The sequence below is a fragment of the Pseudomonas sp. PDM14 genome, from assembly GCF_014851905.1.
Classification (GTDB): Bacteria; Pseudomonadota; Gammaproteobacteria; order Pseudomonadales; family Pseudomonadaceae; genus Aquipseudomonas.
In genome coordinates this window covers 1,990,282-2,003,748 of the sequence record NZ_JACVAQ010000001.1, presented here as the reverse complement: position 1 = coordinate 2,003,748, position 13,467 = coordinate 1,990,282, and the positions used below count along the sequence as shown (strand labels likewise).

General features: G+C 67.1%; 11 protein-coding genes. 4 read left to right on the top strand and 7 right to left on the bottom strand.

What is annotated here, in order from left to right:
- Positions 1–4: 4 nt before the first annotated feature.
- The 4 genes from IB229_RS09475 to IB229_RS09460 form a co-directional block, all read right to left on the bottom strand.
- On the bottom strand, positions 5–3,286 hold the full coding sequence (locus tag IB229_RS09475) for an autotransporter outer membrane beta-barrel domain-containing protein (RefSeq protein WP_192327447.1): 3,282 nt from the start codon (positions 3,284–3,286) through the stop codon (positions 5–7).
- A gap of 110 nt (positions 3,287–3,396) precedes the next feature.
- The gene (locus tag IB229_RS09470; RefSeq protein ID WP_192327445.1) at positions 3,397–4,389 is read right to left on the bottom strand and encodes an asparaginase; all 993 of its coding nucleotides are present in this window, start codon (positions 4,387–4,389) and stop codon (positions 3,397–3,399) included.
- Positions 4,390–4,405: 16 nt separating this feature from the next.
- The gene (locus tag IB229_RS09465; RefSeq protein ID WP_192327442.1) at positions 4,406–4,852 is read right to left on the bottom strand and encodes a GNAT family N-acetyltransferase; all 447 of its coding nucleotides are present in this window, start codon (positions 4,850–4,852) and stop codon (positions 4,406–4,408) included.
- Positions 4,853–4,972: 120 nt separating this feature from the next.
- Positions 4,973–6,412, bottom strand: coding sequence for an alanine/glycine:cation symporter family protein (locus IB229_RS09460; RefSeq protein ID WP_192327438.1), 1,440 nt, complete (start codon positions 6,410–6,412; stop codon positions 4,973–4,975).
- Between the two features lie 189 nt (positions 6,413–6,601).
- Between IB229_RS09460 and IB229_RS09455 the strand changes: the two genes are divergently transcribed.
- Positions 6,602–7,414 carry a helix-turn-helix domain-containing protein gene (locus IB229_RS09455; RefSeq protein WP_192327435.1) on the top strand — a complete coding sequence of 271 codons (813 nt, stop codon included), beginning with the start codon at positions 6,602–6,604 and terminating at the stop codon, positions 7,412–7,414.
- 75 nt (positions 7,415–7,489) lie between these two features.
- Complete coding sequence (locus tag IB229_RS09450; RefSeq protein ID WP_192327432.1) at positions 7,490–7,978, top strand: GFA family protein; 489 nt, start codon at positions 7,490–7,492, stop codon at positions 7,976–7,978.
- Between the two features lie 79 nt (positions 7,979–8,057).
- Here the strand turns inward: IB229_RS09450 and IB229_RS09445 are convergent, their stop codons facing one another.
- Entirely contained in the window at positions 8,058–9,488 is a 1,431-nt protein-coding gene (locus IB229_RS09445) for an aspartate ammonia-lyase (protein ID WP_192327429.1), read from the bottom strand.
- A gap of 315 nt (positions 9,489–9,803) precedes the next feature.
- Here IB229_RS09445 and IB229_RS09440 point away from each other — a divergent pair, with 315 nt between their 5' ends.
- Positions 9,804–10,712, top strand: coding sequence for a LysR substrate-binding domain-containing protein (locus IB229_RS09440; RefSeq protein ID WP_192327426.1), 909 nt, complete (start codon positions 9,804–9,806; stop codon positions 10,710–10,712).
- 33 nt (positions 10,713–10,745) lie between these two features.
- Here IB229_RS09440 and IB229_RS09435 read toward each other — a convergent pair whose 3' ends face one another.
- Both IB229_RS09435 and adhP read right to left on the bottom strand, forming a co-directional pair.
- Positions 10,746–11,540 (bottom strand): hypothetical protein, encoded by a 795-nt coding sequence (locus IB229_RS09435; RefSeq protein WP_192327423.1) that lies wholly within the window; start codon positions 11,538–11,540, stop codon positions 10,746–10,748.
- A 94-nt stretch (positions 11,541–11,634) separates the two neighbouring features.
- Positions 11,635–12,663: an alcohol dehydrogenase AdhP gene (gene adhP, locus IB229_RS09430; protein WP_192329355.1), complete on the bottom strand. Its 1,029-nt coding sequence runs from the start codon at positions 12,661–12,663 to the stop codon at positions 11,635–11,637.
- Positions 12,664–12,973: 310 nt separating this feature from the next.
- Between adhP and purE the strand changes: the two genes are divergently transcribed.
- Positions 12,974–13,465, top strand: a complete 492-nt coding sequence (gene purE, locus IB229_RS09425) for a 5-(carboxyamino)imidazole ribonucleotide mutase (RefSeq protein WP_192327420.1) — start codon at positions 12,974–12,976, stop codon at positions 13,463–13,465.
- Positions 13,466–13,467: the final 2 nt, after the last annotated feature.

Sequence of the window (13,467 nt, the reverse complement as noted above, 5' to 3'; positions counted from 1 at the left end):
TGGCTCAGAAGCGCAATTGCCACTCGGCAAGCAGCGCATGGTTCTGCGCGTCGCTGCCCATTTCACCGCTGTAGCTCAGGCCCACACTTTGTGTACGGCTGATGCCGAGATCGAGGCCGGCCTGCAGCAGCAGGCTGTCGCGGTCCAGCGCGGTGCCTTCGACGCTGAAGGCGTTGCCGCCGCTGAGGAAGGATTGCCGCGCGCTGTTGTCGATGTCGCCGTAGACGTGGCGCCAGCCGACGCTCAGGCGCGGGGTCAGGCTCCTGCCGTTATCCAGGCTGGCGAGGTGCGCCAGGCGCACGCCGAGGGTGCTGCTGAGGTTGTCCTGGTCCTGCTCCTCGACGCGCAGCGCTGCGGCGCCGCCTTTCTCCGAGTAGGCCTCGTGGCTGTAGCGCTGGTAGCCGAGTGCAGCGAAGGGTTCGGCGAGCAGGCGACCGGCAGTCAGCTGGTAGCCGAGTTCGGCGAAGGCCTGCTGGCTGTCGGCATCGAAGTCGCTGCGCAGGTTGTCGCTGAAGCCGCTGAACTCGACCCGGCGCTTGCCGCTGTTGTCATGCTGGCTGTACGCGGCGCCCAGGCGTAGGGCGAGTGGGCCGCTCTGGTGCACGGCATAGAGGCCCAGGTGCAGGCTGTCGATGTCGCTCGATGCGCCACGACCGGCGTCCACGTCGCTGCGCGAGTAGCCGCCGAGCACGCCCAGGCGCCAGGCCGAGCCCAGTGACCAGTCGGCGCCGAGCAGCGCGCCCTGGGTGTCCTGGCTGACATCGGCAACACCGGCGTTGCCGTCGATGCGGCCGTGGCTGCCCAGGCCCTGCAGCCACAGGCGGCCGGCGGCGCGGCTGTCGGTGAGGTTGCGCGCTTCCTGCGGTACGCCGGTGGCGGCCAGTTGCGGCGCATCCTCACGCAACAGAGCGGCCTGCAGGTTGCTGCTGCCTCCAAGCTGCTGCATGGCGCCGAGCATGGCGCCGCCGATCTGCGCGGTGCTGGCCTGGTTGACGCTTGCGGCGCTGGCGTTGCTGCTGGCGGCGAGCTGTTCCAAGGCCTTGCTCGCCTCCGCTTCGCTGCTGGTCAGCAGGGCCTGGTACAGCTCGCCACTGCCCTGGCTCTGCAGGCTGTCGGCGACGTTGCGGCCGTTGCCGGACTGGGCGACGTCGGCAAAAGCCTGGTCGTTGCGCAGCATGTCGAGGGTCACGCTGTTGGTGCCGTAGCTCAGCGTTGGCGTGAGGAAGGCGAAGTTGCTGCTGACGCTGGCGAAGCGGCCGTCGATGCCGCCGCCGGCCTGCAGCACGCTGTACTGGCTCTGCCGCGGGTAGTCGCCAGCACCGGCGACCACGTGCAGGGTGGCGTCGGTGATGAACGCGCGCCCGTTGAGCTGGGTCGAGTTGTGGCTGCCGTCGGCAGCGATGTCCAGCAGCAGGGTCGAGCCGCCAGCGAGGTAGAGGTCGCCGCCGATCTGGCCACCGCCGAATGCGCCGCCACTGGCGACCAGCACGTCACCGCGAATTGTGCCGGCATTGCGCAGGCTGGCGCCGCTGAGCACGTCGGCGCCGAGGCTGAAGTCGTCGCTGTTCACGGTCCAGGCGCCCTGGCTGACCCGCAGCAGTTCGAAGTTGCTGCTGTTGCCGAACTGCCCGCCGAGGCTGTCGTCCAGCTCTACCAGGTCGTTGCCGGCACCGCCGTCGACCAGGCCGATGAAGCTGGCACCGGCGAGGACATAGAGTCGGTCATCGCCCTCGCCGAGGTCGACGGCCAGGCCGTTCTCGCCCTCGATCAGGCCGGCGTTGAGCAGTATGTCGTCGCCCGCCCCCATCTGCACCGCGGCTGCGGCGGTGCTGCTGTTGTTCTGGTCCACGCGGGTGGTGTCAGCGCCGCCGCGGATCACCCCGCCGGCCAGGTTGAACAGGCGATCGTCGTAATCGCCGACCAGACCGATGGCCACTTCGTCGGCACCGATGATCTCGCCGGCATTGCTGATGCGTGCCGCCCCGCCATTGGCATCGACGGTGCCGCGCCCGGTCGGGCTGCCACTGCCGCTGGCGCCGTCGTCGATGAGGATGCCCTTGGCCTGGCCGAAGATGCGCGCGCCGGCGTGGTTGATGATGGTGCCGCCACCGGCGGCGATGCCATCGGCACCGTTGGCGTTGCCACCGGAATCGAAACCGCCGGCGCCGATGCCCTGGATCACGCCGTGGTTCTCGATGTAGGCCATGCCGTCGATGTCGACGCCGTCGCCGTCACCGTTGCTGCTGGTGGTGCCGAGGTTCTGGTGGTCGAAGACGTTGCCGGCACCGGCGTAATCGCCGGTGATGGTGCCGTGATTGATCACCACGCCGTGGCCGTCGAAGCCGACGCCCGAGCCGTTGTGGCCGGTGATCTCGCCGCCGGCGTAGTTGATCACCACCGGGTTGAGGATGTTGATGCCGTGGCTGGTAACGCCGTCGACGACCTTGTCGAAGGTCACGCCATTAGGGCCGATCGAGGTGATGACCAGCTGGTCCAGGCCGAACAGGTTGCTATCGGCAACCGCGTCCAGCGGGTTGCCGCCGTCGATGCCGTGGCGCGGGCCGCTGATGCTGCCGCGGTTGAGGATGACCACATTGCGGCTCGAATCCTGGATGGCCACGCCGTCGGCGGCGGAGAAGTCGTCTTCGGTGCAGGTCGGCATGTAGTCCGGGCAGCTGGTGTTGACCAGGCCGGTGGAGACGATGCTGCCGTAGTTGCTCAGGGTGACGTTGCTGCCCACGCGCAGGGCGTCGTTGCCGGTGGAGCTGATTATCGCGGCGTTGTTGTTGCTGGAGCCGTTGATGATCTGGTTGCCCGTGCTGCTGTAGTCGGCGTCGGCCTTGATCGCCCGTTCGCCACCGATGCGGGTGCCGCTCTGCGAAATGGTGCCTTGATTGTCGATCAGGAACTGGCCGTCAGCCTTGCCGATGCGGATGGCGACGTTGCCAACGGCGTCGACCACCGCGCCGGCGTGGTTGGTGATGGTCAGTTGCGTGCCGTTGGCATTGGCGTCGATGGCGCGCCCGCTGCCGATCTGGCGAATGCTGCCGTAGTTGTCCAGGGTCGAGGCGCCGGTCAGCACCTTTATCGCCTCGTTGTTGCCCGCAACGCTGAAAGCGCCGCCCTGCTCGACCACGCCGACGCCTGCCAGGTCCTGGCGGCTGGTGATGGTCGTGCCGGAAGTGACGGGAAAGGTGGCAGGGGCTGCGTGAGCGTGAGCGAGCAGGGCCGCCTGCAGGGCGATGACCAGGGGAAGTGGGCGCAGCAGCGGGTTGTGCAGAGGCATTGGGCACCAGTCGTTGGAGGTTAAAGCCAGCGACTATGCCCCGTGCATGTGACGGGGATTTGAAGCTTTTCTGACGACTTGAGCGAGCCGCGGTGGCGGCTCGTCAGGTCTTAGCTGTCGGCCTGTTCGCCACACAGATCGAGGCAGAACCAGCGCTCCGTCTCGGCCTGGTCTAGACCGGCGCCGAGCAGGCTGAACAGCTTGCCCAGGGCGGCCTCGCGGGTCATGCCATCGCCACTGATGACGCCCGCGGCGGCGAGCTGGCTGCCGGCGGCGTAGATGCCGAATTCGACATGCCCCTGTGGGCATTGGCTGATCGCCGCGATGACCACGCCGGCGGCATGCGCGTCACGCAGTACGCTGACGAATTCGCCATCGGCGGTCGGCCCGGTACCGCTGCCGTAGCACTCCAGCAGCAGGCCGCGCACGCCGCTGGCCAGCACGGCGCGCAGCTGCTCGGCGGCCAGGCCGGGGAACAGCGGCTGCACGGCCAGTGTCACCGGCTGGCGCGGCTGGCGGTAGTCGAGTGCCGGCGGCAGGTGCTCGGCCTTGACCCCGCGGCGCAGGCGCTGCGCCTCGACGAAGGCGTCGAAGGCCTCGCTTTTCAGCTTGCTGGTGCAGGCGCCGTGCAGCAGGTTGCCGTTGAAGTACACATGCACGCCGGGCGCCACGCCCTGGGCGAGCACGTCCAGGGCGCCGAACAGGTTGGGCCAGGCGTCGCTGCCGGCGCCGCCCGCTGGCTGCATCGAGCCGGTCAGCAGCACCGGCACCGGCAGGCCGAGCAGCAGGAAGGACAGCGCCGCAGCGCTGTAGGCCAGGGTGTCGGTGCCGTGCAGCACCAGCACCGCGTCATGCCCGGCATCCACCCCGGCGACGATGGCGTCGCGCATGGCCAGCCAGTTGGCCTGGGTCATGTTGGCGCTGTCGAGCGGTGGCAGCAGCTCGCCGAAGGTCCATGGGGGCACGGCGCGCTGCGGGTGCTTGAACTGCTCGGCGCGCAGGCGCGCCTCGAAGCCGGACGCCGGGGCGAGGCCGGCGTCGGTCATCTGCATGCCGATGGTGCCGCCGGTGTAGAGCACCAGCAGGTTCTGCGACGGGGTCATGGCGGTCTTCCGTGATTCAGGCGAACAAATGGCGGTACTGGATGAAGCCGGAGTTGCTGGCGATGCGGTCGTACAGCAGGCGCGCCTGGGCGTTGTCGGCCTGGGTCAGCCAGTGCACGCGGCTGGCGCCGGCGGCCTGGGCCTGAGCGTAGACATGCTCGATCAGCCCGCGGCCGACGCCACCGCCGCGCACGGTGTCGGCGACGTAGAGGTCCTGCAGGTAGCAGTAGTCGCCCACGGTCCAGCAGGAGCGGTGGAAGATGAAGTGCACCAGGCCGATGGCCACGCCATCCTGCCAGGCGAGGGCGGCGTGCATCGGTTCGGCTGGATCGAGGAAGCGCTGCCAGGTCACGGCCGTGGTCTCGGCGGCGATCGTGGTGTTGTAGAAACGCTGGTAGCCCTGCCACAGCGGCAGCCAGGCGGCGTGGTCGGCGGCGCTGACGGGGCGGATTTCGACGGACATGCGAGGGACTCCTGTGGGCGGCAGAGCAGACTGCGGGCGAACCTCAGTGTAACGAGCAATCGCCGCCGTAGATCAAGCAAAAAGGGGGCCGCAGCCCCCTTTGCTGGAACGCATACGGGCTCAGCGCTGATGCACGCTGTGGCCTATCTCGGCACGCTCGACGCCGGCGTTCTGGCGAATCGGCCAGGCGGCCGGGTCGAGGTCCAGGTCGGCATAGTCACGTGGGTCGAGAACAGGGGACTGAACGCCCGCCTTGCGTTGGCCATCGTAGTCGCGCATCAGCCGCAGGCCGGTCTTGAATAGCAGGAATACCGCTGTCAGGTTGACCAGTGCCAGCAGGCCCATGGTCACGTCGGCGAAGCCGAACACGGTGGACAGGTCCTGCATCGAGCCCCACAGCACCAGGGCGATCACCAGCACACGGTAGACCTGCACCAGCCAGCGCTTGCTGCTGAAGAAACCCAGGGCGTTCTCGCCGAGATAGTAGTTGTACACCAGGGTGGTGAAGACGAAGAGCAGCAGCGCCATGCTGACGAACACGCGGCCCCATTCGCCGACCGAGGCGGCCATGGCCGTCTGCGTCAGGACCACGCCGGCCATTTCGCTGCCCGGCTGGTAGACGCCGGACAGCAGGATGATCAGCGCGGTGCTGGTGCATACCAGAATGGTGTCGATGAACACGCTGAGCGACTGCACGATGCCTTGGGCGGCCGGGTGCTTGACCTCCGCCACGGCGGCGACGTTCGGTGCACTGCCCAGGCCCGCTTCGTTGGAGAACAGGCCGCGCTTGACCCCCATCAGAATGGCCGCGCCGATACCACCGGCGAATGCGGGCTCCAGGCCGAAGGCGCTCTTGACGATCAGTGCCAGGGTTGCCGGCACTTCGGCGATGTTCATGCCCAGCACCACCAGCGCCATGCCGATGTAGGAGAACGCCATGATCGGCACCAGCACGTCGGCCATGCTGGCGATGCGCTTGATGCCGCCGAAGATGATCAGGGCGATCACGCCGACGAGCGCCAGGCCGCTGGCGTACGTCGGCAGGCCGAAGGTGTCATGCAGCGAGGTGGCTACGGTGTACGCCTGCACGGCGTTGAAGCCGAAGCCGAAGGTGACCAGCAGCAGGATCGAGAAGATCACCGCCAGCCAGCGCTGACCCAGACCGTGCAGGATGTAGAAGGCCGGGCCGCCACGGTAGGTACCGTCCGCCTCGCGGCGCTTGTACAGCTGGGCCAGGGAACATTCGAAATAGCTGGTGGCCATGCCGAGCAGCGCGACCAGCCACATCCAGAACACCGCGCCTGGCCCGCCGAGCATGATGGCCACGGCGACGCCGGCGATGTTGCCGGCGCCGACGCGCCCGGCCACGGAGAGCATCAGCGCCTGGAACGAGCTGAGCTGGCCCGGCTGGCGCTGGAAGGCTTCGGCAAAGATGCGGAACATGTCGGCGAAGTAGCGAAATTGCACGAAGCGCGAGCGGAGCGAGAAATACAGACCGAGACCAACGAGGGCGACGATGAGGACCTTGCTCCAAAGCAGGTCGTTGAGAAGGTCGAGCATGGCAGTGCACCTGAGCGGATGGATCTTGTTATTGGAACGATGGAAGCCTTGGCACCCGGACAGGGCCGGTCCACCGGTAAGCCTGGGCATGGTTGGACAAGGCGTGAACTGGAACAATTCCGCAAGTTGCGGTGATATGGCGCGAGTTGATGCTAGAGTTGCATCACTCGCATCAACCTGGCTGGCCCCATGTCGGAATACCTCGGCGACAACCTCAAGCTGCTCTGCAGCCACTACCGCTCGATTGCCGAGGTGTGCCGCAAGCTGGCGATCAACCGCGCGCAGTTCAACAAGTACCTCAGCGGGCAGAGCCGGCCGACCGCCTACAACCTCAAGCGCATCTGCGACTTCTTCGGCGTCGAGGACTATGAGCTGGGCCAGCCGCCGGAGCAGTTCACCCGCCTGATCGGCGCGCGCAGCAGCGGCCATGCGCCGGCGCAGGGCCGCGATGCGCTGCTGGAGTTGTTCCAGCCGCTGCGCGAGAGCTCCAGCGGCCTGGAGCGCTACTGCGGTTACTACTTCGAATACGCCAACTGCATGTCGGTGCCGGGCCACATCCTGCTGTCGCTGGTGCAGGTGCGCGAGGAGCGCGGCGACTACCTGTTCGAGCGCCAGGAGCGCCAGGAACGGGCGCGCGGCGGCGAGGCCGAGGACTGGGTGCGCTGTCGCTACCTGGGTGCGGCGTTCTACCTGCAGGACCGCCTGTTCCTCATGGACTACGAGTCGCTGACCGGCAACGAGATGAGCCAGACCATCCTCATCCCCAGCTTCAAGAGCCGCATCACCCGCCTCAACGGCCTGAAGACCGGGGTGTCCAGCGGCGACCGCCGTACTCCGGCCTGCACCCGCGTGGTCTGGGAATACCTCGGCGCGGAAATCAACCGGGTCAGCGCCTATCGCCAGGTGATGCTCTATCGCCCGGACGACCCGCGCATCGACGACGACATCCGTCAGCGCCTGGCCGGCGCGCAGATCCGCCACGGCCTGTTCGAGATCGAATAGCCGCCGGTCAGCAACTCGCGGCAAAACGGCGACGACGAGGGTCTAGAAGACCTCACCCAGTCGCCGGAGGTCGCCATGCTGCTCGAAGGTTCCTGCCACTGCGGCGCGGTCACGTTCAGCCTGACCAGCGCCCATCCCTATCCGTACCAGCGCTGCTACTGCTCGATCTGCCGCAAGACCCAGGGCGGCGGCGGGTATGCGATCAACCTTTCCGGTGACGCCAAGAGCCTCAAGGTGCGCGGGCGCACGCACATCACCGTCTATCACGCCCGGCTCAAGCCCAAGGGCGCCAAGCGCGCCCACGCCAGCAGCGCCGAACGGCACTTCTGCCGGCACTGCGGCAGCGGCCTGTGGCTGTTCAGCCCGGAGTGGCCGGCGCTGATCCATCCGTTCGCCTCGGCCATCGACACGCCCCTGCCGGTGCCGCCGGAGCACACCCACCTGTTGCTGGATTCCAGGGCGCCCTGGGTCGAGGTCGACGAGCGTGCGGGCGACCAGTTGTTCGACGGCTATCCCGCGGAATCCATCGCCGACTGGCACCAGCGCCTTGGCCTGGAGCGCTGAAGCGCCGGGCAAAAAAAAGGATGGCCGAGGCCATCCCTGAGGAGTAAGGGGCGAGGGTGCCCCTTGGTCGATGTGCGGATCAGGCCGTGGCGCTGAGTGGTACCAGGCGCGGGGCGATCATGTTTTCCGGGCGCAGGATGTCGGCGAGCATGGCCTCGTCGAGCAGCTGCTCCTCGCGCACCAGCTCCAGCACGCTGCGTCCGGTTTCCAGCGCGGTCTTGGCGATGCGCGTGGAGTTCTCGTAGCCGATGTAGGGATTCAGCGCGGTGATCAGGCCGATGGAGTTTTCCATCAGCTCGCGGCAGCGCGCCTCGTTGGCGCTGATGCCGTCGATGCACAGCTCGCGGAGCATATCCATGGCGCGGGTCAGCAGGCGGATCGAGTCGAAGATCTTGTAGGCGATCAGCGGCTCCATGACGTTGAGCTGCAGCTGGCCGCCCTCGGCCGCCATGGTCAGCGCCAGGTCGTTGCCGATGATCTCGAACGCCACCTGGTTGACCGCCTCGGGGATCACCGGGTTGACCTTGCCCGGCATGATCGAGCTGCCCGGCTGGCGCGGCGGCAGGTTGATCTCGTTGATCCCGGTGCGCGGGCCGCTGGAGAGCAGGCGCAGGTCGTTGCACAGCTTGGACAGCTTGACCGCGGTGCGCTTGAGCATGCCGGAGAACAGCACGAAGGCGCCCATGTCCGAGGTGGCTTCGATCAGGTCGGCAGCCGGCGTTACCGGGTGACCGCTGATGATCGCCAGGCGCTCGACGGCCAGTTGCTGGTATTTCGGGTCGGCGTTGATGCCGGTGCCGATCGCCGTGCCGCCGAGGTTGACCTCGGTGAGCAGGGTCGGGGCGAGCAGCTTGAGGTGTTGCAGGTCTTCGCCGAGGGTGGTGGCGAAGGCGCGGAATTCCTGGCCAAGGGTCATCGGCACGGCGTCCTGCAGCTGGGTGCGGCCCATCTTCAGCACGTGGCCGAACTCCAGGCCCTTGCTGGCCAGCGACTGGATCAGCTTGTGCAGGCTCAGCAGCAGGGCGTCATGGCCGAGCAGCAGGCCGACGCGGATGGCAGTCGGGTAGGCGTCGTTGGTCGACTGCGCCATGTTCACGTCGTTGTTCGGGTGCAGGTGCTTGTACTCGCCCTTCTCGAAACCCATGGCTTCCAGGGCAATGTTGGCGATCACCTCGTTGGCGTTCATGTTGGTCGAGGTGCCGGCACCGCCCTGAATCATGTCGACCACGAACTGCTCGTGGAACTCGCCCTGGATGATGCGCGCGCAGGCGGTGCTGATCGCCGTGTGCTTGGCCGCGGAGAGATGGCCCAGCTCGCGGTTGGCGTCGGCGGCGGCCTGCTTGACCATGGCCAGGGCGATCACCAGCTTCGGGTAATGCGACAGCGGCACGCCGGACAGTCGAAAATTCTGCACGGCGCGCAGCGTCTGGATGCCGTAGTAGGCGTCGGAAGGGACTTCCAGGGTGCCGAGCAGGTCTTTTTCGATACGCGATGATGCAACAGGGGACATGATCGAGAGGTTCTCGCTGAGAGTGCGGCAAGTGCCGCGATGGCCATATGCTCTGCCTTTCACTCATCTTTCGGCCAATGCTGTTAAACGCTATGGTATGCACGAACGGCATAATGTCGCCGTGACTCGGGATGAATGTCGCGCGTGCATAATTTCAAACGTGCAGCCGGCCCGAGTGGCACTCGAAAGCCAGGAGTACAGGGTGCCGCATACCGGCAACCGATCGTTCTCACGCTCCGCGTGGGAATGCAGCCTCAGGCGCTCCGCGCCGGCGGCGTGAGCGCATAGGGTGTGCGGGTCAATAAGGGGAGAGAGATGAACCTGGAAACCAAATGGCTGGAAGATTTCGTCAGCCTCGCCGCCACGCGCAGCTTCTCGCAGTCGGCGCAGCGTCGCTTCGTTACCCAGCCGGCCTTCAGCCGGCGCATCCGCAGCCTGGAAGCGGCGCTGGGCCTGACCCTGATCAACCGCTCGCGCACGCCGGTGGAGCTGACCGAGTCCGGCCAGCTGTTCCTGATTACCGCGCGCAGCCTGGTCGAGCAGCTTGGTGAGGTGGTGCGCCACCTGCATCACCTCGAAGGCCAGCAGGGCGAGGTGCTGCAGATCGCCGCCGCGCACTCGCTGACCCTGGGCTTCTTCCCGCAGTGGATGGCGCGCCTGCGCAACGAAGGCCTGCCGCTGAACACGCGGCTGGTGGCGAGCAACGTCGGTGAGGCGGTGCACGCCCTGCGTGAGGGCAGCTGCGACCTGATCCTCGCCTACTACGACCCGGACGCCGCGCTTCAGCTGGCGCCGGAAATCTTCCCCTCGCTGGACCTGGGGCGCACCGAGATGCTGCCGGTGTGCGCGGTGGATGACGCCGGCCAGCCGTTGTTCGATCTCGACGGTGGGCAGAGCGTGCCGCTGCTGGCCTACAGTGCCGGCGCGTTTCTCGGCCGTTCGGTCAACCAGCTGCTGCGCCAGCGCGCGCTGCGCTCGACCACGGTGTACGAAACGGCGATGGCCGACAGCTTGAAGAGCATGGCCTTGCAGGGCATGGGCGTGGCCTGGGTGCCGCGCCTGTCGGTGACCGGCGAGCTGGCGCGCAGCGAGCTGGTGGTGTGTGGCGGCGAGCAGTGGCAGGTGCCGCTGGAGATCCGCCTGTACCGCTGCGCCCTGCAGCGCAAGGCGGCGGTGCGCCTGCTGTGGCGCAAGCTCGGCGAAGGTGTCGGCAGCGGCGAGTGAATGGGGCGATGAGCACCGCCCCACGGGGTCGACTCAGCGGTTGAGCAGGAAGGCCTTGATGAAGTCACCTTGGTTGGGTGCTTCTTCTGCGGTGGCGAAGCGGATCACGCCGTCCTGCTCGCGCAGTTTCATCGCCTGGTCGAAGCGGCATTCCACGCCCTTGATGCTGCCGGCCTGCTGTTTGAAGGCCGTGTCGTTCTGGCACAGGCTGCCGATCTGGCTGGCGACTTCGCCACAGTAGCTGGCGACGCTCAGCGCCTTCAGCTGCTGATCGCTGACCTTCGGCCAGTCGACGCGGGTGGTGATCGCGGTGCCGCAGGCGCTGCTGGCGTCCTTGTCCAGTTCCTGCAGCTGGCTCTGGGTCACCTGCAGGCGCTTGTCACGGTCGAAGGTCGCCAGCTTGGCTTGCACGCCCTTGGCTTTCTGCTGCTCATACAGGGCGAGCAGGGCGCTCGGTTTGCTGGTCTTGCTGCGTTGTTCGTCGAAGCTCAGCTGGAAGCCTTCGGTACCCGGCAGGTACAGCTGGTAGGTCTCGCCACCCCAGCCCTGGCGCTTGAGCAGCAGGTTGTACGACTGGCCGTCGAGGGTGGTGCTGTAGTCACGCTCGTCGCTGCCACGCTCGGCGGCGTCGGTGAGAAACACCACCTCATCCAGCGGGTGGTTGATGCCGCTGACCTGAATCAGCGCCTGCTTGCCGTCGGCGCTGGGCGCCAGTTGCACGCTGACGCCCTGGCCGGCGTCGAATACCTGAGGGTACTTGGCCAGTTCCAGGGCGCTGGCGTTGAGGGAGAGCAGGGCACTGGCGAACAGCAGGGACAACCGTGTCATGGCGACATCCTTGTGTGGGTTGGAAAGGCCCGCAGTCTAGCGAGCGCTCGCGGCGGCGTCCGTGAACGGGGTCGCTCACGCACGCCGCCGGCCGCTAGAACTGCATGACGATTCGCCCCTCGATCTGCCCCGCACGCATCTGCGCGAAGATCGCGTTGATGTTGTCCAGCGAGTCGCTGTGGATGGTCGCCTTGACCAGGCCTTCACCGGCGAAATCCAGGGCCTCCTGCAGGTCGGCGCGGGTGCCGACGATGGAGCCGGTGATGCTGATGGCCTTGAGCACCACATCGAAGATCGGTGTGGGGAAGTCGCCCGGCGGCAGGCCGACCAGGGCTACGGTGCCGCGCCGGCGGGCCATGCCGATGGCCTGGGCGAAGGCGCTGTTGGACACCGCGGTGACCAGCACGCCGTGGGCGCCGCCGATGTCGCGCTGCAGCACTTCGGCCGGGTCCTCGTGGCGGGCGTTGACGGTCAGGCTGGCGCCGAGCTTGCGCGCCAGTTCCAGCTTGGCGTCGTCGACGTCGATGGCCGCCACGTGCAGACCCATGGCGCGGGCGTACTGCACGGCAACGTGGCCGAGGCCGCCGATCCCAGAGATTGCCACCCACTGTCCGGGGCGCGCACCGGTGACTTTCAGGCCCTTGTACACGGTGACGCCGGCGCAGAGGATCGGCGCGATCTCGTTGAAACCGACATGCTCGGGTAGTAGGCCGACGTAGTTGGGGTCGGCCAGTACGTACTCGGCGAAGCCGCCGTTGATCGAGTAGCCGGTGTTCTGCTGCGCGGGGCACAGGGTTTCCCAGCCGGTCAGGCAGTGCTCGCAGCAGCCGCAGGCGGTGTACAGCCATGGCACGCCGACCCGGTCGCCTTCCTTGACCCGGGTGACGCCGCTGCCGACCGCGGCGACGTAGCCGACCCCCTCGTGGCCGGGGATGAACGGCAGGCTGGGTTTCACCGGCCAATCGCCTTCGGCGGCGTGCAGGTCGGTATGGCAGACGCCGCAGGCTTCGATCTTCACCAGAATCTGCCCGGGCCCGGGCAGCGGTACCTTGACTTCCTCGATGCGCAACGGCGCGCCGAAGGTGTGGACGACGGCGGCTTTCATGGTCTGCTGCATGGCGATGTCCCCTGTGAAAGAGTGTTGCAGTCTGCTTCACGGTGGCTGACAGATATTGCGCCAGAGCAATGTTTGCCGGGTTTCCCGTGTAGAAAGAGGGGTCTGGATAAACGGTCGCTGCCGATGCTCGCCAGCGCCGGCTTTACGGTATACTGCGCGGCTATTTTTTAGCCGGCAGCGCACGCCGGCCCGGGGTCGGCCGGTTTCGCCCGTTGGCGGGACTTCAGCAAGGCCCTGACATCGCAGACAAGCCACGCCATTGCGTGGCTTGTTGGTTTTTGTCGCGCCACCCGGCGCACCGAGATGAGGCAAGACGATGAGCGCACTGGTAGGCGTGATCATGGGCTCCAAATCCGACTGGAGCACCCTCAGTCACACCGTCGAGATGCTCGACAAACTGGGCATCCCCAACGAGGTGCAGGTGGTTTCCGCGCACCGCACGCCGGACCTGCTGTTCCAGTACGCCGAACAGGCGGCGGACCGCGGCATCCAGGTGATCATCGCCGGTGCCGGTGGCGCGGCTCACCTGCCGGGCATGTGTGCGGCCAAGACCCACCTGCCGGTGCTCGGCGTGCCAGTGCAATCGGCGGTGCTGTCGGGCGTCGACTCGCTGCTGTCCATCGTGCAGATGCCGGCTGGCATCCCGGTCGCCACCCTGGCCATCGGCAAGGCCGGTGCGGTCAACGCGGCCCTGCTGGCGGCGAGCATCCTCGGCCACCAGCACCCGCAGTTCCACGAGAAGCTGAAGCAGTTCCGCTCCGAGCAGACCCAGACCGTGCTCGACAACCCGGACCCCCGCGAGGCCTGATC